Origin of the sequence: Aquabacterium sp. (genome assembly GCF_041915145.1) — a bacterium.
Classification (GTDB): Bacteria; Pseudomonadota; Gammaproteobacteria; order Burkholderiales; family Burkholderiaceae_C; genus Aquabacterium.
In genome coordinates, this window is the sequence record NZ_JAYSBZ010000005.1 from 1 (window position 1) to 19,420 (window position 19,420).

Here is a 19,420-nt window from a genome sequence, read left to right on the forward strand (position 1 = left end):
ACAGGTCGGACAGGTGCACCAGGCCGTCGATGCCAGCGGCCAGACCCACGAACACGCCGAAGTCGGTGATCGACTTGACGGGGCCCTTGACCTTGTCGCCACGCTTGAAGTTGACGGCGAAGTCGTCCCAGGGGTTCGGCTTGCACTGCTTCATGCCCAGGCTGATGCGGCGCTTGTCTTCGTCGATCTCGAGAACCATGACTTCGACTTCGTCGCCCAGGGTGACGATCTTGCTCGGGGCCACGTTCTTGTTGGTCCAGTCCATTTCGGACACGTGAACCAGGCCTTCGATGCCGGGTTCGATTTCAACGAACGCACCGTAGTCGGCGATGTTCGTGACCTTGCCGAACAGACGGGTCGAAGCCGGGTAACGGCGCGACACGCCCACCCACGGATCGTCGCCCATTTGCTTCAGGCCCAGCGAGACGCGGTTCTTCTCGGCGTCGAACTTCAGGACCTTGGCGGTCAGCTCTTGACCAACCGTCACCACTTCGCTCGGGTGACGCACGCGGCGCCATGCCATGTCGGTGATGTGCAGCAGGCCGTCGATGCCGCCGAGGTCGACGAAGGCACCGTATTCGGTGATGTTCTTGACCACGCCGTTGACGATCGCGCCTTCGCGCAGCGTTTCCATCAGCTTGGCGCGCTCTTCGCCCATCGAGGCTTCAACCACGGCACGGCGCGACAGCACGACGTTGTTGCGCTTGCGGTCGAGCTTGATGACCTTGAACTCCATGGTCTTGCCTTCGAACGGCGACATGTCTTTCACAGGGCGCGTATCGAGCAGCGAACCGGGCAGGAAGGCGCGGATGCCGTTGACCAGCACGGTCAGGCCGCCCTTGACCTTGCCGCTCACGGTGCCGGTCACGAAGTCACCGGACTCGAGTGCGGTTTCGAGCGACAGCCACGAAGCCAGACGCTTGGCCTTGTCGCGCGACAGGATGGTGTCGCCGTAGCCGTTTTCGATGGCGTCGATGGCCACCGAGACGAAGTCGCCGACTTGCACTTCGACTTCGCCTTGATCATTCTTGAACTCGTCGATGGGCACGTAGGCTTCGGACTTGAGGCCAGCGTTGACGACGACGAAGTTGTGCTCCACGCGAACCACCTCGGCCGAGATGACTTCGCCAGCGCGCATGTCTGAGCGCTTCAGAGACTCCTCGAACAGGGCGGCAAAAGATTCCATGCCCTGCGAGGCAGCGGTTTGGGTTTGAGTCATGAGATTTCCTGATGCCGGTTGATGAACCGCCGGCTGCGGTGCTGTGGTCCGACCGGTGTCGGCAGCGGGTTGCGTTGAACAACCGGTCTTCAGGCGAAGCGATGTCTGATGGACTTCAGAAACCCGTTGCGCCCCAGGCACCGGGCGGTGCGCTGGCGAAGACCGGAGCCTAGGGTGTCAATTCGCGGCGATCAGGCCACGAAGTGACGGTGCTCGGCCCACCAGCCCAGGACCAGGTCGATGGATTCTTCGACCGTCATCTCGGAGTTGTCGAGCAAACGAGCATCTTCGGCGGGCTTCAAAGGCGCAACGGCACGGGTGCGATCCCGCAGGTCGCGCGCTTCCAAGTCCGCGAAAAGATCGTCGAGGTTAGCGGAAAATCCTTTGGAAATCAACTGGTTATGGCGACGCAGGGCGCGCGTGCGGGTGCTCGCCGTGAGAAACACCTTGAGCGGCGCGTACGGAAAGAGCACCGTGCCCATGTCCCGCCCATCGGCCACCAGGCCGGGGATCTGGCGGAACGAGAGCTGCAGGTCGAACACCGCCTGGCGAACCGCTGGCCAGGCCGAGATGCGCGAGGCCATCGAGCCGACGGATTCGTCGCGCAGGGTCTGCTTGACTTCTGTGCCATCGAGCCAGACCTGCTCGCCCTCGAAGCGCAACTTGAGCGTGGCGGCGAGGCGGGCCAGGGCGGGTTCGTCGTCGGGCGACACGCCCAGGCGCATGGCGGCCAGCGCGGTGGCGCGGTAGATCGAGCCCGAGTCGAGCAGATGAAAGCCCAGGCGGGCGGCCAGTTCGCTGGCCAGCGTGCCCTTGCCCGAGGCGGTGGGGCCGTCCACCGTGAGCACCGGGATGTCGGTGGGGCGGGTGGTGACCACGCCGAACAGGCTCTCGAAGTAGTCAGGGAAGGTCTTGGCCACGCACTTGGGGTCTTCGATGCGTACCGGCACGGCTGGGGCCTCGCTGCCATACAGCGCCGTCAGCGGGTTGAAGGCCGCCAGCGAGAAGCACATCGCCATGCGGTGGTCGTCGTAGGTGTGGATGCTGGCCGCGCGCCAGGCTTCGGCGCTGGCGGGCGGCGTGACGGTGATGTAGTCGGCGCCTTCCTCGACCGTGGCGCCGAGCTTGCGCAACTCGCGGGCCATGGCGGCGATGCGGTCGGTCTCCTTGACGCGCCAGCTCGCGATGTTGTTCAGCCGCGTGGTGCCGCGGGCGTAGAGCGCCATCACGGCCAGCGTCATCGCGGCGTCGGGGATGTGGTTGCAGTCGAGCTCGATGGCGTTGAGCGGCCACCCCTTGCCTGGTTCGCCGCGCTTCACCTCGAGCCAGTTCGGCCCGCTCGACACCTGCGCGCCCATGGCCTGCGCGGCCTCGATGAAGCGGATGTCGCCCTGGATGGACGCCGCGCCGACGCCTTCGATGCGCAGCGGCGCGGTGGTGGCCGCCAGGGCGCCGGCGGCGATGAAGTACGACGCCGACGAGGCATCGCCATCGACGGGGATCTCGCCCGGCGACTGGTAGCGGCTGCCCTGCGGGATCACGAAGCGCGACCAGCCTTCGCGCTGCACGTTGATGCCAAAGCGTGCCAGCAGGTTGAGGGTGATCTCGATGTACGGCTTCGAGATCAGCTCGCCCACGACCTCGATGGTCAGGGCCTGCTGTTGCGACACCAGCGGCAGCGCCAGCAGCAGCGCCGTCAGGAACTGGCTCGACACGTCGCCGCGCACCTTGATGGGCGCGGCCAGCTGCAGCGTGCCGCCGGCCAGCCGCAGCGGCGGGTAGCCCTCGACGCCCAGGCAGTCGATGTGGCAGCCGAGCGGGCGCAGCGCGTCGATCAGGTCGCCGATCGGGCGTTCGTGCATGCGCGGGATGCCGCTGAGCTCGAAGGTGCCGCCCTGGCTGGCCGACAGCAGCGCGAGCGCGGCCGTGAGCGGGCGCATGGCGGTGCCGGCGTTGCCCAGGAATAGTTGGGCGTCGCGCACCTTGAGTTGGCCGCCCAGGCCGGTGATCAGCATCGCCCCGTTGGCCTCCGCTTCGATGGCGCAGCCGAGCTTGCGCAGGCTGTCGAGCATCACGCGGGTGTCGTCGGACTCGAGCACGTCGAGCACGCGCGTCGTGCCCTCGCTCAGGCCGGCCAGAAGCAGCACGCGGTTGGAGATGCTCTTGGAGCCCGGCAGACGGACCGTGCCGCCCGCACCAGACAGCGGCGGCAGATCGAGGAAGGCGATGTCGTACATGAAAGAGTCGGGGGAGTCGAAGGACGCCCCGATGAATCAGCGGCTGCCCGAGGAGCCGGTGGTTTTGGGTCCGCTCAGGTGCCAACGGCCCCGGGCTTGAGAGATCTGGCGGATGCGTTCTTCGAGTGCTTCGGCATTGCCGTCGCGCATGGCGGTCTCGAACTCGTCGAGTACCGAGCGGAACAGTGCCGACTGACGGATCACCTCGTCGCGATTGGCGATGAGCACGTCACGCCAGACGTGCGGGGCGCTGGCGGCGATGCGGGTGAAGTCGCGAAAGCCCGGGCCCGCGAGTTGCAGAAAGTCCTTGCCCGCCGGCTGGTTGGCGACCGCGCTGAAATAAGCGAAGGCCAGCAGGTGCGGCAGGTGACTCACGGCGGCGAACGCGGCATCGTGGTTCTCGGGGCGCATCTTCAGCACCTGGCAGCCGATGGCGGCCCACACGTCGGTGGCCTTTTGCAGCATCACCGGGTCGGTCTGCGAGGTGGGCGTCAGGATCACTTGCCGGCCGGCGTAGAGCTTGGCCTCGGCGTGGTCGATGCCGGCCTGCTCTTTGCCCGCGATCGGGTGCGCGGGTACGAAGGACTGCGCCCGATCTTTGAGCACGCGCTTGGCGGCGTTCACCACGTCAAGCTTGGTGCTGCCGACGTCCATGAAGAGCGTGGCGGGGGTGACCATGTGGCGGATCGCCAGCAGGGTGCGCTCGGTGGCGGCCACGGGCACGGCGATCAGCACGATGTCGGCGCCCGACACGGCCAGCAGCGCCGATTCGGCCGCCACGTCGATCACCCCCATGCGGCGGGCTTTCTCGAGGGTCGAGGGCGATTTGCTGTAGCCGACCACGCGGTCGACCAGGCCGGCCTGCTTGAGTGCGAGCGCGAACGAGCCCCCCATGAGGCCGCAGCCGATGACGCCGAGTTGATTGAACATGGCCATGGGGCGGAGATTCAGTGAGTGTCCAGAGGGTAGGCGCCGAGCAGCTTGAAGAACGAGCACTGCGCGCGCAGTTCGTTCAAGGCGGCGGCAACGTGGGGCTGTTCGGGGTGGCCGGCGAGGTCGATGTAGAACAGGTATTCCCATTGACCCGAGCGTGCCGGGCGCGACTCAAACCGCGTCATCGACACGCCATGCCGCTTGAGCGGCACCAGCATGTCGTGCACCGCGCCGGGCCGGTTCGCCACCGACACGACCAGACTGGTGCAGTCGTGGCCCGAAGGCTGCGGCTGCGGATGCTGCTCGGGCAGAGCAACGATGACGAAGCGGGTGCGGTTGTGGGCGTCGTCTTGAATCGCCGGCGCGACGACGTGAACCCCGTAGGTGGATGCCGCGCGGGCGCTGGCGATGCCGGCGACGCGCTCGTCTTGCGTGGCCAGACGGGCGCCCTCGGCGTTGCTGGACACCGGGCGACGCTCGGCATCGGGCAGATGCTGGCTCAGCCAACCCTGGCATTGCGCCAGCGCCTGTGGATGGGCACAGACCACCTCGATGCCGGCCAGCTCGGTGCGCTTGCGCAGCAGGTTGTGGCGCACCATCAGGCTGGTCTCGCCGACGATCATCAGCGGCGTGGTCAGGAACAGGTCGAGCGAACGGGCCACCATGCCCTCGGTCGAGTTTTCGACCGGCACCACGCCGAAATCGGCCGCACCGGCGGCCGTGGCGCGGAACACCTCGTCGATGTTGACGCCCGGCACGCCGGCGATCGACGAGCCAAAAAAGCCGAACGCGGCTTCTTCGCTGAAGGTGCCCGCCGGGCCCAGGTAGGCCACGCGCGTGGGGGCTTCGAGCGAACGGCAGGCCGACATGATCTCGCGCCAGATCGGCGCCACGCTCTCGGCGCGCAGCGGGCCGGGGTTCGCGGCCTTGAGGCCATCGATCACCTGCGCTTCGCGCTCCGGGCGAAACACCGGCGAGCCTTCGCGCTTCTTGATCTCGCCCACGTGCTGGGCCAGTTCGGCGCGCTGGTTGAGCAGCGCGAGCAACTGACGGTCGAGGGCGTCGATCCGCACCCGCAGCGAGCCCAGATCGGCGCCCGACTCGGACGCTGTCACGCAAGAAGTTGTAGGCACCGGATCAGCCATGACGCGCTTGGAAGTCTTTCAAGAAGGCCACCAGGGCCCGCACGCCCTCGATGGGCATCGCGTTGTAGATGCTGGCGCGCAAGCCGCCCACCGACTTGTGCCCCTTGAGCGAAAGCAAGCCGCGGGCCTTGGCTTCGGCCAGGAAGGGTTCGTACAGCCGATCGTCAGGCAGGAAGAATGGGACGTTCATGCGCGAGCGGCAATTGGGCGCGACGCGGTTGACGTACCAGCCGGACTCATCGAGGCAGCCGTAGAGCAGCTCAGCCTTGGCGATGTTGATTTGCTCGATGGCCGCCACGCCGCCTTGGCGCTTGAGCCACTGGAACACCAACCCGGCGATGTAGATGCCATAGGTGGGGGGCGTGTTGTACATCGAGCCGTTGTCGGCCACGACCTGGTAGTCGAAGGCCGTGGGGCAGTGCGGCAGGGCGTGGCCGAGCAGGTCGTCGCGCACGATCACGAGCGTCACGCCGGCCGGGCCGATGTTCTTCTGGGCACCGCCAAAAGCCAGGCCGACGCGGCTCCAGTCGATTGAGCGCGAGAGGACGTGCGACGAGAAGTCGATCACCAGCGGCGCGTCGCTGCCCAGCGCCTTCAGGTCGGGTAACTCGTGGAACTCGACGCCATGCACCGTCTCGTTGCTGCACAGGTGCACGTAGGTGGCGTCGCGGCTCAGGCGCCAGCTGCTCGGCGATGGCATCGAGGTGTGCTGGTCACCCTCGTTGCTGGCGGCGATGTTCACGCTGCCGTACTTGCGCGCTTCTTTTTGCGACTTCTGGGACCACGAGCCCGTGACGACGAAATCCATCGTGCCGCCACGCGAGAGGTTCAACGGCACGATGGCGTTCTCGGCCAGCGCGCCGCCCTGCATGAACAGGATCTTGAAGTTTGCGGGCACCGCCAGCAACTCGCGCAGGTCGGCCTCGGCCTGCGCACAGATGCTGACGAACTCCTTGCCCCGGTGGCTCATCTCCATCACGCTCATGCCGCTGCCGCGCCAGTCGAGCATCTCGGCAGCGGCTTGCGCGAGCACTTCTTCGGGCAGGGTGGCCGGCCCGGGGGCGAAGTTGTAGGGGCGTGTCATGGTGAGGCAGTCGTCAGGGGCCGCATCCTTCGATGCGGCAGAGAGTCACTTCTTGGCCGGAGTCGCTGGAGCGGTCGATGCGGCCGGAGGTGGCGTGATCGTGATGCCGAGATCCTTGGCCACGGTCTGCTGCAGGGTCTTCAGGCGCGGCTCGAAGGTGGACTGCGCATCAGCCGCGAGTTGCTGCAGCAGGGCGTCCTGCACTTGCGGCAACACCTGCTGGAATTTCTTGTTGACGGGCGACTCCGTCCAGGCGATCAGCTGCTTGAGCTCGTCTTCGGTGAAGCTTTCTTCCAGCTTGGCGCCGATCGTCATCGGGGCCAGCTTCATGGCCTTGGCCTTGATGATGGGCGTTGCTTCTTCGACGTACTTCTTGATGTCGGCCTCGACCTGTTTGGCAACAGCCTCGCGCTTGTCAGGCGGCACCTGGGTCTGCAGAGCCTGACCGGCTGCCTGCATGAGCTGGATTGCCGGACGCTCGGCCATGTTGCGGGCGAGGGTCTCGATGTTGGGTTGCTGCAGGGTCAGGAACTTCTGCACCAGCTCCTTCTTGGTCGGGGCGGCCACGGCAGCCACGGCGGCGGCCGTGAGAGTCAAGGCAATCAGAGGCTTCTTGAATTTCATGTCGTGGTCTCGTCAGCGGGGTTGTCATCGCCGGCATCGCTGCCAGCATCGGTTTGCGCATCGTTCTCGACGATACGCTGCAAGCCGATCAGCTTGGCGCCTTCGTCCAGGGCGATGAGAGTCACGCCCTGGGTCGCGCGACCCAGTTCGCGAATTTCAGAAACACGGGTGCGTACCAGCACGCCCTTGTCGGTGATCAGCATGATTTCGTCTTCGGCGCGCACCAGCGTGGCGGCCACCACCTTGCCGTTGCGCTCGCTTTGTTGGATCGCGATCATCCCTTTGGTTCCGCGACCGTGGCGCGTGTACTCGACGATGCTGGTGCGCTTGCCGTAGCCGTTTTCGGTGGCGGTCAGCACGCTTTGCGTTTCGTCTTCGGCCACCAGCATGGCGATCAGCGATTGGCCTTCTTCCAGCATCATGCCGCGCACGCCGCGGGCGCTGCGGCCCATCGGGCGCACGTCATCTTCGTCGAAGCGCACGGCCTTGCCGCCATCGGAGAACAGCATCACGTCGTGCTTGCCGTCGGTGAGCGCGGCACCAATCAGGAAGTCGCCGTCGTCCAGGCCCACGGCGATGATGCCTGCCTTGCGCGGGTTGCTGAATTCAGTGAGCGCGGTCTTCTTGACGGTGCCCATGGCGGTGGCCATGAAGACGTAGTGATCTTCGGGGAAACTGCGGAATTCGCCGGTCAGCGGCAGCACCACGTTGATCTTCTCGCCGTTCTCGAGCGGGAACATGTTGACCATCGGCTTGCCGCGCGAGTTGCGCGAGCCTTGCGGCACTTCCCACACCTTGACCCAGTAGACGCGACCGCGGTTGCTGAAGCACAGGATGTAGTCGTGCGTGTTGGCGATGAAGAGCTGGTCGATCCAGTCGTCTTCCTTCGTGGCCGTGGCCTGCTTGCCGCGGCCGCCGCGTTTTTGCGCGCGGTACTCGGACAGCGGCTGGCTCTTGATGTAGCCGGTGTGCGAGATCGTGACCACCATGTCGGTGGGCGTGATCAGGTCTTCGGTGCCGAGTTCTTGCGCGTTGTGCTCGATCACGCTGCGGCGCGCGCCGACCTTGGTCTGGCCGAACTCGAGCTTCAGCGCGGTCAGCTCTTCGCTGATGATGAAGGTCACGCGCTCGGGCTTGGCGAGGATGTCGAGCAGGTCGGCGATCTGGGCCATGACTTCCTTGTACTCGCCGATGATCTTGTCCTGCTCCAGCCCGGTCAGGCGTTGCAGGCGCATCTGCAGGATCTCGCTGGCCTGGTCGTCGGACAGGCGATACAACCCATCCGGCTGCATGCCGTAGCTGGCGGGCAGGCCTTCGGGGCGGTAGGCGGCGCGGCCACCGGGCGTGTCGGCCTCGGCGCGGGCGAGCATGTCGCGCACCAGGCCGGAGTCCCAGCTCTTGCTCATCAGGGCCTGCTTGGCCACCGGCGGCGTCGGCGAGGTCTTGATGGTTTCGATGAATTCGTCGATGTTGGCCAGCGCCACGGCCAGGCCTTCGAGCACGTGACCGCGGTCGCGCGCCTTGCGCAGCTCGAACACCGTGCGGCGCGTCACCACTTCGCGGCGGTGTTCCAGGAAGATCGAGACCAGATCCTTCAGGTTGCACAGCTTGGGCTGACCGTCGATCAGCGCCACCATGTTGATGCCGAAGGTGTCCTGCAACTGCGTCTGCTTGTAGAGGTTGTTCAGGACAACCTCAGGCACTTCGCCGCGCTTGAGCTCGATCACCACCCGCATGCCGGACTTGTCGGACTCGTCCTGGATGTGGCTGATGCCTTCGATCTTCTTCTCGTTGACCAGCTCGGCAATGCGTTCGAGCAGGTTCTTCTTGTTCACCTGGTAGGGGATCTCGTCGACGATGATCGCCTGACGCTCACCCTTGCCGATGTCCTCGAAGTGGCACTTGGCACGCATCACCACCTTGCCACGGCCGGTGCGGTAGCCGTCGCGCACGCCCGAGAGGCCGTAGATGATGCCGGCGGTCGGGAAGTCAGGCGCGGGGATGATTTCCATCAGCTCGTCGATCGAGCAGTCGGGGTTCTTCAGCGCGTGCAGGCAGGCGTCGACCACCTCATTGAGGTTGTGCGGCGGGATGTTGGTGGCCATGCCCACGGCGATACCGGCCGAGCCGTTGACCAGCAGGTTGGGCAGGCGGGTGGGCAGCACCAGCGGCTCTTTTTCGGAGCCGTCGTAGTTGGGGCCGTAATCGACGGTGTCCTTGTCGATGTCGGCCAGCATCTCGTGCGCGATCTTGGCCAGGCGGATTTCGGTGTACCGCATGGCCGCCGCGTTGTCGCCGTCAACCGAGCCGAAGTTGCCCTGGCCATCGACCAGCATGTGGCGCAGCGAGAAGTCTTGCGCCATCCGCACGATGGTGTCGTACACCGCCGAGTCGCCGTGCGGGTGGTACTTGCCGATCACGTCACCAACGATACGCGCCGACTTCTTGTAGGGGCGGTTCCAGTCGTTGTTCAACTCGTGCATCGCGAACAGCACGCGCCGGTGCACCGGCTTGAGGCCATCGCGCGCATCGGGCAAGGCCCGGCCGACGATCACGCTCATCGCGTAATCGAGGTACGAACGCCGCATTTCCTCTTCGAGGCTGATGGGCAGGGTTTCCTTGGCGAACTGGGTCATGAGGTGGTGAGCGATCAATACACACAAGCCATACAGGCTGCGTCGTCGTGTGGCGCCACACGGCAGCAGGCTGAAACGCGCAGAATTGAGCCGCTCTGCAGCGTCGAGCGAAAAGATGGGATTCTAAGTAACGTTCAACGTGATTCCTTGCTTCGACGCGAGGCGGGTCAAATATCGGCTTGCCGGTGGCGAGGCCGCCAGCGCCTGTGTCGGGAGCGCCCGAGGCGGCTGGTTGTTTGGTATTGTTGCGGTATCGCAACATTCAAATGAATGCATGACACTACGCGCGCCCAGCGATTGAGGTGAAAACCCTATGTGGCACAATGAATCTCAATGGGAAGCCTGAGAAGAATTGTTTGGCGATCCTGCGGTTTTGTTGTCGAATCTTGTGTTTGTTGCAGCACTTTCCGCTGCTCTTTTTGTGAGGAGAACCATGAATAATCTGAACAAGGTGGCGCGCCTGTTTGCGTCCGTCGCTCTGGTTGCCGCTGCATCAAGCTCGTCCGCTCAGACTGTTGACAACTGGCGTGCCTCGGATGGCACCGTGTGGCGCAGCGGTGCTGACGCTACGCTGTGCGCCCGCAATGCGGGGTGGACTCCCGCCACCGGCGTGCAAGGTTGCGACGGCGTGCCGCTGCCTCCCGCTGCGCCTGCTCCGGTGGCCGCTCCGGCTCCGGCTGCGGCTCCGGTGGCCCCGGTCGCTGCTCCCGCCCCGGTGGCTGCGCCTGCTGCCCCGACCACAGAGAAGGTCACCTACTCGGCTGACGCCCTGTTCGACTTCGACAAGGCTGTGCTGAAGCCCGAAGGCAAGGCCAAGCTGGATGATCTGGCTCAGAAGGTCAAGGGCATCACTCTCGAAGTGATCATCGCCACGGGTCACACCGACTCGGTGGGCAAGGACGCCTACAACCAGAAGCTGTCGGTGCGTCGTGCCGAAGCCGTCAAGTCGTACCTGACCGGCAAGGGCATCGAAGCCAACCGCGTGTACACCGAAGGCAAGGGTGAAACCGCCCCGGTGGCCGACAACAAGACCGCCGAAGGTCGCGCCAAGAACCGTCGCGTGGAAGTCGAAGTGGTCGGCACCCGCACGAAGCAATAAGACCGATGGCAGGCTGCGTGCCTGCCGGCCGATCTGAAAACCCCGCCTCTCACGGCGGGGTTTTTTTGTGCCCGAAATACTCGAGCCCGCGTTTCCTTACACCAGCGCGACGTCCTTGCCGCTCAGGCGCTTGGCCAGGCCGGTAGCGAGCCGGGTACTCAGCCCGTAAACCGACAGTTGCGGGTTGGCGCCGATGCTGGTCGGGAAGAGCGATCCGTCGTGGATCGACAGGTTATCCAGTTGCCAATGCACGCCGTCGGGACGCGTGACGCCCTGCGGCTCGGTGCCACCGAGTTGGCAGCCCCCCATGATGTGCGCGCTGCCAAAGCCCGTGAGGTGCGGCTCGATGGGTAGCGTGGTGAGCGCGGCTTTGGCTTGCTCCCAGCTGGTGTAGTACTCGGCCAGTTCGTGCTGGGGGACGACCTTCTTGGCGCCAGCGGCGAACTGGATTTCAGCCATGCTCAGCAGGGATCGACGTGCGCCATCGAGGACGTAGCGTGAGATCGGGTAATCGAGCTGTGGCGAACCATCGTGTTGCAGCTTGACTTGTCCGCCCTGACTTTGCTCGTGGAAGCCGTCGCGCAACAGCGCCAGCGCGACGTGCGTGTTGGGCAGCGCGGCCATGTGCTCGGCCAGCTTGGAGCCGTAACCGCCCAGAATCACCGACGACAGCGCCGGGTGTAGCGGGGGAACCTCGATCTTGTAGCCGATCGGGCCGTCAACGGGCTGGGTATGCAGGAAGTGATCGGTGTAGATGGACTGCGGCGCGCCAGCCCAACCCTCGACCTTGTCGTCGAACAGCGCGATCGAGAACACCACCGGATGCAAGAAGGTGCGCTTGCCCAGCAGGCCGTGCGGATCGGGCGCGTTGGAGCGCAGCAGCAGCGCGGGCGAGTTGATGGCGCCGCCCGAGACCACGTAATGCTTGGCCGTGACGCGCATGGTGCGCTCGGAGACCTTGTCGCCATTGAGATGCACCGGCGCGCAGATCAGCGCCTGCACCTTGCCGCCGCTGATATCGAGCTTCTCGGCGCGGGTGTGGTGGAAGAGCTTGGCGCCGGCGTCCAGCGCGGCCGGGATGGTGGTGATCAGCATCGACTGCTTGGCGTTGGTGGGGCAACCCATGCCGCAGGAGCCGAGGTTGTAGCAGCCCTTGACGTTGCGCGGGATCACCTTGGCCTCGATGCCGAGTTTTTGCGCGCCGATGCGCAGCAGCTCGTTGTTGCGGTTCGGCGTGCCTTCCCAGGGGTGCATGTTGAGACGCTGCTCGACTTGCGCGAACCACGGCGCCATCTCGGCTTCGCTGAAGTCCTTCAGGCCGAAATGCTCTTGCCAGTAGGTCAGCGTGGTGGGGGGCGTGCGGAAGGAGCTGGTCCAGTTGATGACGGTGGTGCCGCCCACGCAGCGGCCTTGCAGCAGCGTGATGGCCTTGTCGGCGGTCTTGCGGGCGGCGCCTTCTTGATACAGCTCGGCGTAGGCCTGCGACTCGCGCTGGTTGAAGTCGGCGCTGGTCTTGAGCGGGCCTTCTTCGATCAGCACGACGGCGAGTCCGGCCTTGGTGAGGATTTCGGCGGTGACGCCGGCGCCAGCGCCCGTGCCGATGATGGCCACGTCGCACGAGAGGGTGTCAGGCAGACCTTGCGTGCCGTCGGTGACGTGCCAGCCGCGCGTCAGACCTTGGCGGAAGGGGTCGGGGAGCTTGCTCATAGATCGGTGGGGCCGGGGTAGCCGGCGGACTTCCAGTTTTCGGGTTGGGCGAGAAACACGATGGTGGTGAGATCGCGCACGGCGTGATAGACCATCTTTTGCGTGGTCATGGGGTGGGTGCGCAGGGTTTCGAGCGCGGCTTGAACCTGCGCCACGCTGGCGTTGGCCCAACTGGTGGGCATGTAGGTGAGCGCCGCGCGCCCGACCGTGTTGCCGAGCAGCCCGAGCAGCAACGAAATTTCTTGGCGCAGCGCGGCGGGTACGCCGAGCAGGAAGGTTTCCATGTGCTGCACATGCTGGGCCAGGGCGGCCTCGCGAGCGGCGGCATCGGCGGGCAGCAGGTTGTCGAGCACGCCCAGCGCGATGCCGCGCAGCACCTCGCGGCCGCTGTCGGTGAGGTGGTCGTCGGCGATGCCGCGCCGCATGAAGATGGTGCCGCCGAGCACGGCGCCGGCGCCGGCCACGACCAGGGCGGCGCGGAGGAAGAAGCGTCGTTTCATGTGAGGAAACAGCGATGGGTTCGAGGATGACGGCTTCCAGTCGGACGCCGCCGGATGGGTGTGGTACCCGGGAGTATCAACGAGGTCGATTAGGACGGAATCGCTGAACGTCGCGCCCTATGAAAAACCCGAATGCTCCCGATCGATGGGGTCTCATGGCGGGGCACCCTGTCCTGGCGCATGGTTTGGGGGCTGGCGCTGACGCACAATCTCACATTTGCGCATGGCGTGACCACCGCCGATACGTGTGGCCGCCGTGCATGGGTCTCGATGGAGTTTTCTTTAGATATGACACACGACGCGACGCACGTCCCGCACGACAAACCTTGGCTGGCTGAATATCCGGCCGACGTTCCCGCCGAAATCGACGTGGCGGCTTACCCCTCACTGGTCGCGTTGCTGGAAGACTCCTTCCGCCGCTTCGCCGATCGCGACATGGCTTCGTTCATGGACGTGGGCATCTCGTACCGCGAAGTGGACGAAGCCTCGGTGGCGCTGGCGGCCTGGCTGCAATCGAAGGGCCTGGCCAAGGGCGCCCGCGTGGCGCTGATGATGCCCAACGTGCCGCAATACTGCGTGGCGATTGCCGCCGTGCTGCGCGCCGGCTACGTGGTGGTCAATGTCAACCCGCTGTACACGCCGCGCGAGCTGGAGCACCAGCTCAAGGACTCGGGCGCCGAGGCCATCATCATCCTTGAGAACTTCGTCACCACGCTGCAAGAGGTGATCGACCACGTCCCGGTCAAGCATGTCGTGATCGCCTCGATGGGCGACGCGCTGCCGTTCGTGAAGAGCCTGCTGGTCAACTTCGTGGTGCGCCGTGTCAAGAAGATGGTGCCGGCCTACAACCTGCCGGCCAAGGCCGGGCGCACCGTGCTGAGCTACAAAGCCGTGATCGAAGAAGGCCGCAAGCTCAAGCTCAATCGTCCCGCGGTTGGCCCGGACGACGTGGCCTTCCTGCAATACACCGGCGGCACCACGGGCGTGTCGAAGGGCGCGACGCTGCTGCACCGCAACGTGGTCGCCAACATCCTTCAGTGCGAGGCGTGGTTCATGCCGGTGCTGCGCCGCCTGGGCGACAAGCAGCTCACCTGGGTCTGCGCGCTGCCGCTGTATCACATCTTCGCGCTCACGGCCTGCTACATGCTGGGCGCGCGCCTGGGCGGCATCAACATCCTGATCGCCAACCCGCGCGACATGCCCGGCTTCATCAAGACGCTGCAGGGCTGGAAGGTCAACATCTTCCCGGCCGTGAACACGCTGTACAACGGCCTGGTGCACCAGCCCGACTTCGCCAAGCTCGATTTTTCAGAGCTGATCGTGTCCAACGGCGGTGGCATGGCCGTGCAGCAGGCCACGGCCGAGGCTTGGCTCAAGGTGACGGGCTGCCCGATCGCCGAGGGCTACGGCCTGTCGGAGACCTCGCCGGTGGCCACCGTCAACCGCCTCGACATCCACCACTTCACCGGCACCATCGGCCTGCCGCTGCCCAACACCGAAATCGCCATCTGCGACGACGACGGCAAGCACCTGCCGCTGGGCGACGCGGGCGAGATCTGCATCCGTGGCCCGCAGGTGATGGCGGGCTACTGGCAGCGCGCCGACGAAACCGCCAAGGTCATGACCGCCGACGGCTTCTTCCGCACCGGCGACGTCGGCGTGATGGACGACCAGGGCTACGTGAAGATCGTCGACCGCAAGAAGGACATGATCCTGGTCTCGGGTTTCAACGTGTACCCGAACGAGGTCGAGCAGGTGGTGAGCATGTGCCCGGGCGTGTTGGAGTGCGCCGCCATTGGCGTGCCCGACGAGCACTCGGGCGAGGCCGTCAAGGTGTTCGTGGTCAAGAAGGACGAGTCGCTCACGGCGGCCGCCATCAGCGAGTTCTGCAAGCACAACCTCACCGGCTACAAGCGGCCCAAGCACATCGAGTTCCGCACCGAGCTGCCCAAGACCAACGTGGGCAAGGTGCTGCGCCGCCATCTGCGGCCGGACGCCGCCAAGTAAGCGCGGGCTGGGTACACAACGAAAACGGGGGTACGCAAGACCCCCGTTTTTCGTTGACAGGCACATTGTGAGCAGACGCAAGCCGCGCAAGGCTGGCGTCAGGGCGGGGTGTCGTCCACCGCGGCGAGGGGCACGTTGAAGGATCACCTCAACGGTTTTTTACCCAACCGCTCAACTGCAAAGGACGACTGCCATGAACAAGACTTCCGCTCTGATCGCTTCCGCTGTGCTGGCCCTGATCGGTGCCGCTGCCCAAGCCCAGGCGCCTGCCGCGCCGGTGGGTGCCAGTGCTGCACAGCAGGTGCGCCAGGACAACCGCGAGATCCGTCGCGACAACCGCGACATTCGCCAAGACCGTCGCGACCTGACGCAAGACCGCAAGGACGTGGCCCACGATCAGGCTGACTTGAAGCAAGACCGCCGTGAGCGCGCCGTGTTGCAGCACCGTGAAGACAAGGCCGTGGCCAACGGCAACACCCAGGCTGCCGAGCGCATCGAGAAAAAGCGCGAGGCCGAAACCCGCGAGATCCAGCACGACAAGCGCGACGTGGCGCATGACCAGGCTGACGTCAACCACGACAAGCGCGATCTGCGTCATGACAAGCGCGAACGCGCCCACGACGTGAAGAAGCGCAACCACGACGCGGCCAAGATGTAACGATCTTGCGGGGCTGCGCGACGCGGCCCGTAAAAAAGCGAAGCGCACCGCATGCATTTGATTTGAATAGCCCGCCGGATTTGTTCTGGCGGGTTTTGTCTACTTTGTTGTCCGTGCGATACGACAGCGTCGTCGCGTGTTCGGTGGTTCTCGCTCGGGCACATTCGAGTGCTGTTGTTGGCTTGGCGTCAGCCAATTGAATGCACAACCTGATGAACAAGTGATACTTTGTAAAGTTTTCATAAGACTTCACGAAGCGTCATGGTTTTAGCAACGCTTCCTCAGCCTGCTGGCGAGGGACATCATTTGAGTGCACGCACGCCGTGGCCGTCGGTGCGGCAGTTTTTGTCGCTCAAGCGAAGCAGCGCCTTCAACATCGGTCGGCGAGTCAAGATTCAATTGCAATTCGCGGCTATTCGTAAAAGCGTGTTGGAACGGAATCAAAGTTCACCCGCCTCGATCATGCGGATGAGTGTTGAAATGTCCGCCCCGTAGTTCTTGGGTGGCGGTGGTGCTTTGTGTTGGTCGGCCTCTTTCGGAGGCTTCATTGCCCGCACCTTTTCCAGCACGGGCAGCCCGTAGCCCATCGCGTCATCCGGCAGCGCTCTGCCCATCTCAACAGGCTCTGGCGCACGCTTTCTCTCGAACTTGGGTCTTGCCTGCTTTCGGCTATGGATGCCCTCGGTGAACAGAATCTTCGCCCGCAGCGCCTCGAACGAGTAGCCCCGGCCGAGCCGGTTCATGACGCGGATCAGCGAGTTCAACGACTCGGTGTAGGCGTTGGTGACGGGGTGCTCGAAATAGTTGAGGATGAAGGGTTGCCAGTTCGTGAAGGCCCGGATCAGGTCGTGGAAGTACGGCCTGATCTCGGGCGACACATCCTTGCTCCAAGCCTCGTAGCGTCTCAAGGCGGCCTCCGGTGAGTCCGAGTCCTCGTAGATGGCGTAGAAGGCTTCCTTGAGCCTGTATGCCTCACCCAAGGCCGGGTAGTTCTTCGTCCAGCCGTCGAGATTCAGACGCTCTTCATCGTTCAACGTGCGCTCGCGCTTCAAGAGCACGAAGCGGTCGTGCATTAGCCCGCGCTTCTGTTTCAGCGTCAGTTCGGCCCGTAGCCCTTTACGGGCCTTCTCCATCGCGTCGTTCGCCATCCTGACGACGTGGAACTTGTCGATGACGATGGTGGCGTCCGGCAGTACAGCGCTCACCGCGTCGCGGTAGGGCGTCCACATATCCATCGCCACGTACTGCACCTTGTCCCGGTTCGGCATCTTGAACAGGTACTTCGACACCGTATCCTTGTTGCGGTTGTGGAGCATGTCCACGATGGTGTTGTTCTGGATGTTCGAGACGACGCAGCGCGGCTTGTTGATGATGTGGATTTCATCAATGCCCATCCACTTCGGCGTCTCGAAGCGAACGGTCTGCTCAAGCTCGTTGATGTAGTCGCGGAAGATGTTGCGGATAGTTCCTTCAACCACCCCGGTTTCATCTGCCAGCGAGGTGAAGGTGCGCTTCAAGCTCTGTTGCCCGATCCACTTCACCAGCCGGTCGGTCATCATCCGGTTCTCTGCAAGCACCGGCAGCGCCTGCGAGAAGGTCTTGCCGCAGGCTTGGCAGCGTAGCCGCTTGGTGTCGATGTAGATGCCCACGCGCTTGCCGTGCATGGGCAAGTCCTTGAACACCTGCTCGCGGGTGCCCCATGAGGTCAGGCGGTCAGACTGGCAGTGCGGGCACGCCGAAGTCACGTCCACCGGCTCGGCGGTGACGTGGTAGTCGTGGTCGGCTTCTTCAACCCGCAGCACCCGGTACTGCGGGAGGTTCAGGATGTTGGCGGGCATGGTCAGGCCCGCCGCATGTATTCAAAGAGGTGATCGCCGTAAGCCGTACTGCCATTGCAGCCAAACGGTTCGGCAAACTCATGTAGGACGATCAGGGAAGCAGCGCGCTCATCCATCGGGAAGAACGCGCCCTGCGGCTCGCAGTACATCTCGAAGTCGCCCTGTTTCATGCCGCAGTGCTCGCAGTGGTTCATCCAGTACGAGCTTTGCGTGGTTTTGCTAAAATCGACGCGGTAATGCCGTGAGAAGGCTTTGATGCGTGCCGCCACTGCGGGCAGAAGATCGGTGACGTAATGAACGATGGTTGGCTCGTCATACCGATACCACACATCCCGCTCATCATCCTCTTCATCAGGCTCCAGCGTTTCGTGCCCGGCAGGCAGGATGAAGCCATAGACGCTTGTGAGTTCGTTGCACTTCCAGCACGGTTTGGCGGACTGGGCGATGAAATAGCTGCTTGAGCGAACGCCGATGTCCGGCTCGCTCGGCAACCACCGCCCGAAGGCGCTCACGTCTACGCCGTCTGGCGCATACCAGACCTTGCGTTCACCATCCCAGCGTGCGCCAAGCCGCTTGGCATCATCCTTTTCGGCGAAGGGTACTGTGAGGTCAATGCGTGGCATATCGCCTCCTCAGTCCAGCCCTTTCGCTTCCCAGCCTTGGCTGGTCAGCTTGATGGCGTGCTTGGACTCTTTGCTTCCCGCGCCATCAAGGATGCTCTTCACGACCGGGAAGGCGGCCTGCACCTCGGGGTTCTTGGCCCAGTCGGCGAGGTTGTTGACCTTGTAGGTGTAGGTGATGCCTGCCTCTTGGTAGTCGCCGAACTTCATCGGCCCTTCCCACTTGACGATCTTGTCCAGCGCCTTCTTGCCCCAGCACAGGTCAGTCTGCTTCTCGGTGGTCTTGCCGTTGAGTCCGATGGATGCGACTTCCTTCTCCTGAGCGAACGGCTTGGCCGCGTCGGTCAAGGTGTAGCGCTTGATCTTGGCCTTGGCACCCGTGGGCTTGCCCATGATCCCCATGATGTCCACCTCGGTGTCCTCGCCCTTGACCAAGCCAGCCGCTTCGAGCGCGGCCATCTGATTGGCGCTCCCGGCCTGCATGGTCTTTTGCAGGCGCAAGTCCATCTCGGACAAGTCAACCGGCCAGCGCTTGGTGTTCAGACAGAGGTCGCCCTTCTTGTCGAAATACTGGGTCATGGCCGCGCCGAAGTTCTTTTCGTTGGCGTCGGTCTTGCTGCCGCAGGCGGCCAGTGTGGCGATGCTGAGGGCGGCGAGGGTGGCGATGTTCTTCTTCATGAATTTCCCTTGTGGTTGTTGAATGGATGGAGTTACGACTGATCCCATGCGTCGATGGTCAGTGCAGCATCAGTTGGGCAGTTGCGAATGCGCTCAGGCCGCAGGTTCACCTTGCCCATCCAGCCGGGAGGCTGTGCATACTCTTCGCCCTCATCCATGCCGAACACCCAGATGCCGTCGTCGGCAGGCTTGATAGCGTCGCCGGTAATGAGCGGCAGCACGATGCCTGCCGTGGAGGTGTAGCGGTTCGGATACCCGTCACCACGCAGCTTGGTGGCCTTGCCTTCTTCGACCAGCTTTTCCAGCCAGCGAATGCCACCAACTCCCGTTTCCCACTCCGCGAGAACGGACTTCTTGCGGTCAATGATGGCGTCCCGTTCTTCGGGGGTTTGTGTCGAGACGACGATCCAGTATCCGAGCATGGTTTCCTTTCTT

Annotated in this window: 16 protein-coding genes; 3 read left to right on the plus strand and 13 right to left on the minus strand. The window is 64.2% G+C overall.

What is annotated here, in order from left to right:
- From rpsA to gyrA, 7 genes are all read right to left on the minus strand, one after another.
- Positions 1 to 1,219 (minus strand): 30S ribosomal protein S1 (gene rpsA / locus ACE3SS_RS01615; protein ID WP_374590588.1); only part of this gene is annotated, 1,219 nt, incomplete at its 3' end.
- Positions 1,220 to 1,410: 191 nt separating this feature from the next.
- Entirely contained in the window at positions 1,411 to 3,456 is a 2,046-nt protein-coding gene (locus ACE3SS_RS01620; RefSeq protein ID WP_374590590.1) for a bifunctional 3-phosphoshikimate 1-carboxyvinyltransferase/cytidylate kinase, read from the minus strand.
- A gap of 36 nt (positions 3,457 to 3,492) precedes the next feature.
- A complete protein-coding gene (locus tag ACE3SS_RS01625) occupies positions 3,493 to 4,386 on the minus strand; it encodes a prephenate dehydrogenase (protein WP_374590710.1) in 894 nt (297 codons plus the stop codon).
- A 17-nt stretch (positions 4,387 to 4,403) separates the two neighbouring features.
- Positions 4,404 to 5,534 carry a prephenate dehydratase gene (gene pheA, locus ACE3SS_RS01630; protein ID WP_374590592.1) on the minus strand — a complete coding sequence of 377 codons (1,131 nt, stop codon included), beginning with the start codon at positions 5,532 to 5,534 and terminating at the stop codon, positions 4,404 to 4,406.
- On the minus strand, positions 5,527 to 6,618 hold the full coding sequence (serC, locus tag ACE3SS_RS01635; protein WP_374590594.1) for a 3-phosphoserine/phosphohydroxythreonine transaminase: 1,092 nt from the start codon (positions 6,616 to 6,618) through the stop codon (positions 5,527 to 5,529). Before serC ends, pheA begins: the two co-directional genes overlap by 8 nt.
- A gap of 45 nt (positions 6,619 to 6,663) precedes the next feature.
- Positions 6,664 to 7,242: a DUF2059 domain-containing protein gene (locus ACE3SS_RS01640; RefSeq protein WP_374590596.1), complete on the minus strand. Its 579-nt coding sequence runs from the start codon at positions 7,240 to 7,242 to the stop codon at positions 6,664 to 6,666.
- Entirely contained in the window at positions 7,239 to 9,878 is a 2,640-nt protein-coding gene (gene gyrA, locus ACE3SS_RS01645) for a DNA gyrase subunit A (RefSeq protein ID WP_374590598.1), read from the minus strand. The genes ACE3SS_RS01640 and gyrA overlap by 4 nt, the downstream gene beginning before the upstream one ends.
- A 433-nt stretch (positions 9,879 to 10,311) precedes the next feature.
- On the opposite strand from gyrA, the gene ompA reads away from it, so the two are divergent.
- The gene (gene ompA, locus ACE3SS_RS01650; protein ID WP_374590600.1) at positions 10,312 to 10,977 is read left to right on the plus strand and encodes an outer membrane protein OmpA; all 666 of its coding nucleotides are present in this window, start codon (positions 10,312 to 10,314) and stop codon (positions 10,975 to 10,977) included.
- 96 nt (positions 10,978 to 11,073) lie between these two features.
- Here the strand turns inward: ompA and ACE3SS_RS01655 are convergent, their stop codons facing one another.
- Positions 11,074 to 12,684 carry a GMC family oxidoreductase N-terminal domain-containing protein gene (locus ACE3SS_RS01655; RefSeq protein WP_374590602.1) on the minus strand — a complete coding sequence of 537 codons (1,611 nt, stop codon included), beginning with the start codon at positions 12,682 to 12,684 and terminating at the stop codon, positions 11,074 to 11,076.
- The gene (locus ACE3SS_RS01660) at positions 12,681 to 13,184 is read right to left on the minus strand and encodes a hypothetical protein (protein ID WP_374590604.1); all 504 of its coding nucleotides are present in this window, start codon (positions 13,182 to 13,184) and stop codon (positions 12,681 to 12,683) included. The genes ACE3SS_RS01655 and ACE3SS_RS01660 overlap by 4 nt, the downstream gene beginning before the upstream one ends.
- A gap of 288 nt (positions 13,185 to 13,472) precedes the next feature.
- Between ACE3SS_RS01660 and ACE3SS_RS01665 the strand changes: the two genes are divergently transcribed.
- Together ACE3SS_RS01665 and ACE3SS_RS01670 are read left to right on the plus strand one after the other, a co-directional pair.
- Positions 13,473 to 15,191 carry a long-chain-fatty-acid--CoA ligase gene (locus ACE3SS_RS01665; RefSeq protein ID WP_374590606.1) on the plus strand — a complete coding sequence of 573 codons (1,719 nt, stop codon included), beginning with the start codon at positions 13,473 to 13,475 and terminating at the stop codon, positions 15,189 to 15,191.
- Between the two features lie 193 nt (positions 15,192 to 15,384).
- Entirely contained in the window at positions 15,385 to 15,849 is a 465-nt protein-coding gene (locus ACE3SS_RS01670; RefSeq protein WP_374590608.1) for a hypothetical protein, read from the plus strand.
- A gap of 440 nt (positions 15,850 to 16,289) precedes the next feature.
- Here ACE3SS_RS01670 and ACE3SS_RS01675 read toward each other — a convergent pair whose 3' ends face one another.
- The 4 genes from ACE3SS_RS01675 to ACE3SS_RS01690 are packed head-to-tail and all read right to left on the minus strand — an operon-like array spanning position 16,290 to position 19,407.
- Entirely contained in the window at positions 16,290 to 17,687 is a 1,398-nt protein-coding gene (locus tag ACE3SS_RS01675; RefSeq protein ID WP_374590610.1) for an ISL3 family transposase, read from the minus strand.
- Between the two features lie 2 nt (positions 17,688 to 17,689).
- Complete coding sequence (locus ACE3SS_RS01680; protein WP_374590612.1) at positions 17,690 to 18,310, minus strand: DUF5710 domain-containing protein; 621 nt, start codon at positions 18,308 to 18,310, stop codon at positions 17,690 to 17,692.
- A gap of 9 nt (positions 18,311 to 18,319) precedes the next feature.
- Positions 18,320 to 18,985, minus strand: coding sequence for a hypothetical protein (locus tag ACE3SS_RS01685; RefSeq protein ID WP_374590614.1), 666 nt, complete (start codon positions 18,983 to 18,985; stop codon positions 18,320 to 18,322).
- Between the two features lie 32 nt (positions 18,986 to 19,017).
- Positions 19,018 to 19,407, minus strand: coding sequence for a hypothetical protein (locus ACE3SS_RS01690; protein ID WP_374590616.1), 390 nt, complete (start codon positions 19,405 to 19,407; stop codon positions 19,018 to 19,020).
- Positions 19,408 to 19,420 lie beyond the last annotated feature (13 nt).

Coding starts and splice junctions, on each gene's coding strand:
- ACE3SS_RS01640 (WP_374590596.1), bottom strand. CDS start 7,242: ATGAAATTCAAGAAGCCTCTGATTGCCTTGACTCTCACGGCCGCCGCC.
- gyrA (WP_374590598.1), bottom strand. CDS start 9,878: ATGACCCAGTTCGCCAAGGAAACCCTGCCCATCAGCCTCGAAGAGGAA.
- ACE3SS_RS01670 (WP_374590608.1), top strand. CDS start 15,385: ATGAACAAGACTTCCGCTCTGATCGCTTCCGCTGTGCTGGCCCTGATC.
- ACE3SS_RS01665 (WP_374590606.1), top strand. CDS start 13,473: ATGACACACGACGCGACGCACGTCCCGCACGACAAACCTTGGCTGGCT.
- serC (WP_374590594.1), bottom strand. CDS start 6,618: ATGACACGCCCCTACAACTTCGCCCCCGGGCCGGCCACCCTGCCCGAA.
- ACE3SS_RS01690 (WP_374590616.1), bottom strand. CDS start 19,407: ATGCTCGGATACTGGATCGTCGTCTCGACACAAACCCCCGAAGAACGG.
- ACE3SS_RS01680 (WP_374590612.1), bottom strand. CDS start 18,310: ATGCCACGCATTGACCTCACAGTACCCTTCGCCGAAAAGGATGATGCC.
- ACE3SS_RS01660 (WP_374590604.1), bottom strand. CDS start 13,184: ATGAAACGACGCTTCTTCCTCCGCGCCGCCCTGGTCGTGGCCGGCGCC.
- pheA (WP_374590592.1), bottom strand. CDS start 5,534: ATGGCTGATCCGGTGCCTACAACTTCTTGCGTGACAGCGTCCGAGTCG.
- ACE3SS_RS01675 (WP_374590610.1), bottom strand. CDS start 17,687: ATGCCCGCCAACATCCTGAACCTCCCGCAGTACCGGGTGCTGCGGGTT.
- ACE3SS_RS01625 (WP_374590710.1), bottom strand. CDS start 4,386: ATGTTCAATCAACTCGGCGTCATCGGCTGCGGCCTCATGGGGGGCTCG.
- ACE3SS_RS01620 (WP_374590590.1), bottom strand. CDS start 3,456: ATGTACGACATCGCCTTCCTCGATCTGCCGCCGCTGTCTGGTGCGGGC.
- ACE3SS_RS01685 (WP_374590614.1), bottom strand. CDS start 18,985: ATGAAGAAGAACATCGCCACCCTCGCCGCCCTCAGCATCGCCACACTG.
- ACE3SS_RS01655 (WP_374590602.1), bottom strand. CDS start 12,684: ATGAGCAAGCTCCCCGACCCCTTCCGCCAAGGTCTGACGCGCGGCTGG.
- ompA (WP_374590600.1), top strand. CDS start 10,312: ATGAATAATCTGAACAAGGTGGCGCGCCTGTTTGCGTCCGTCGCTCTG.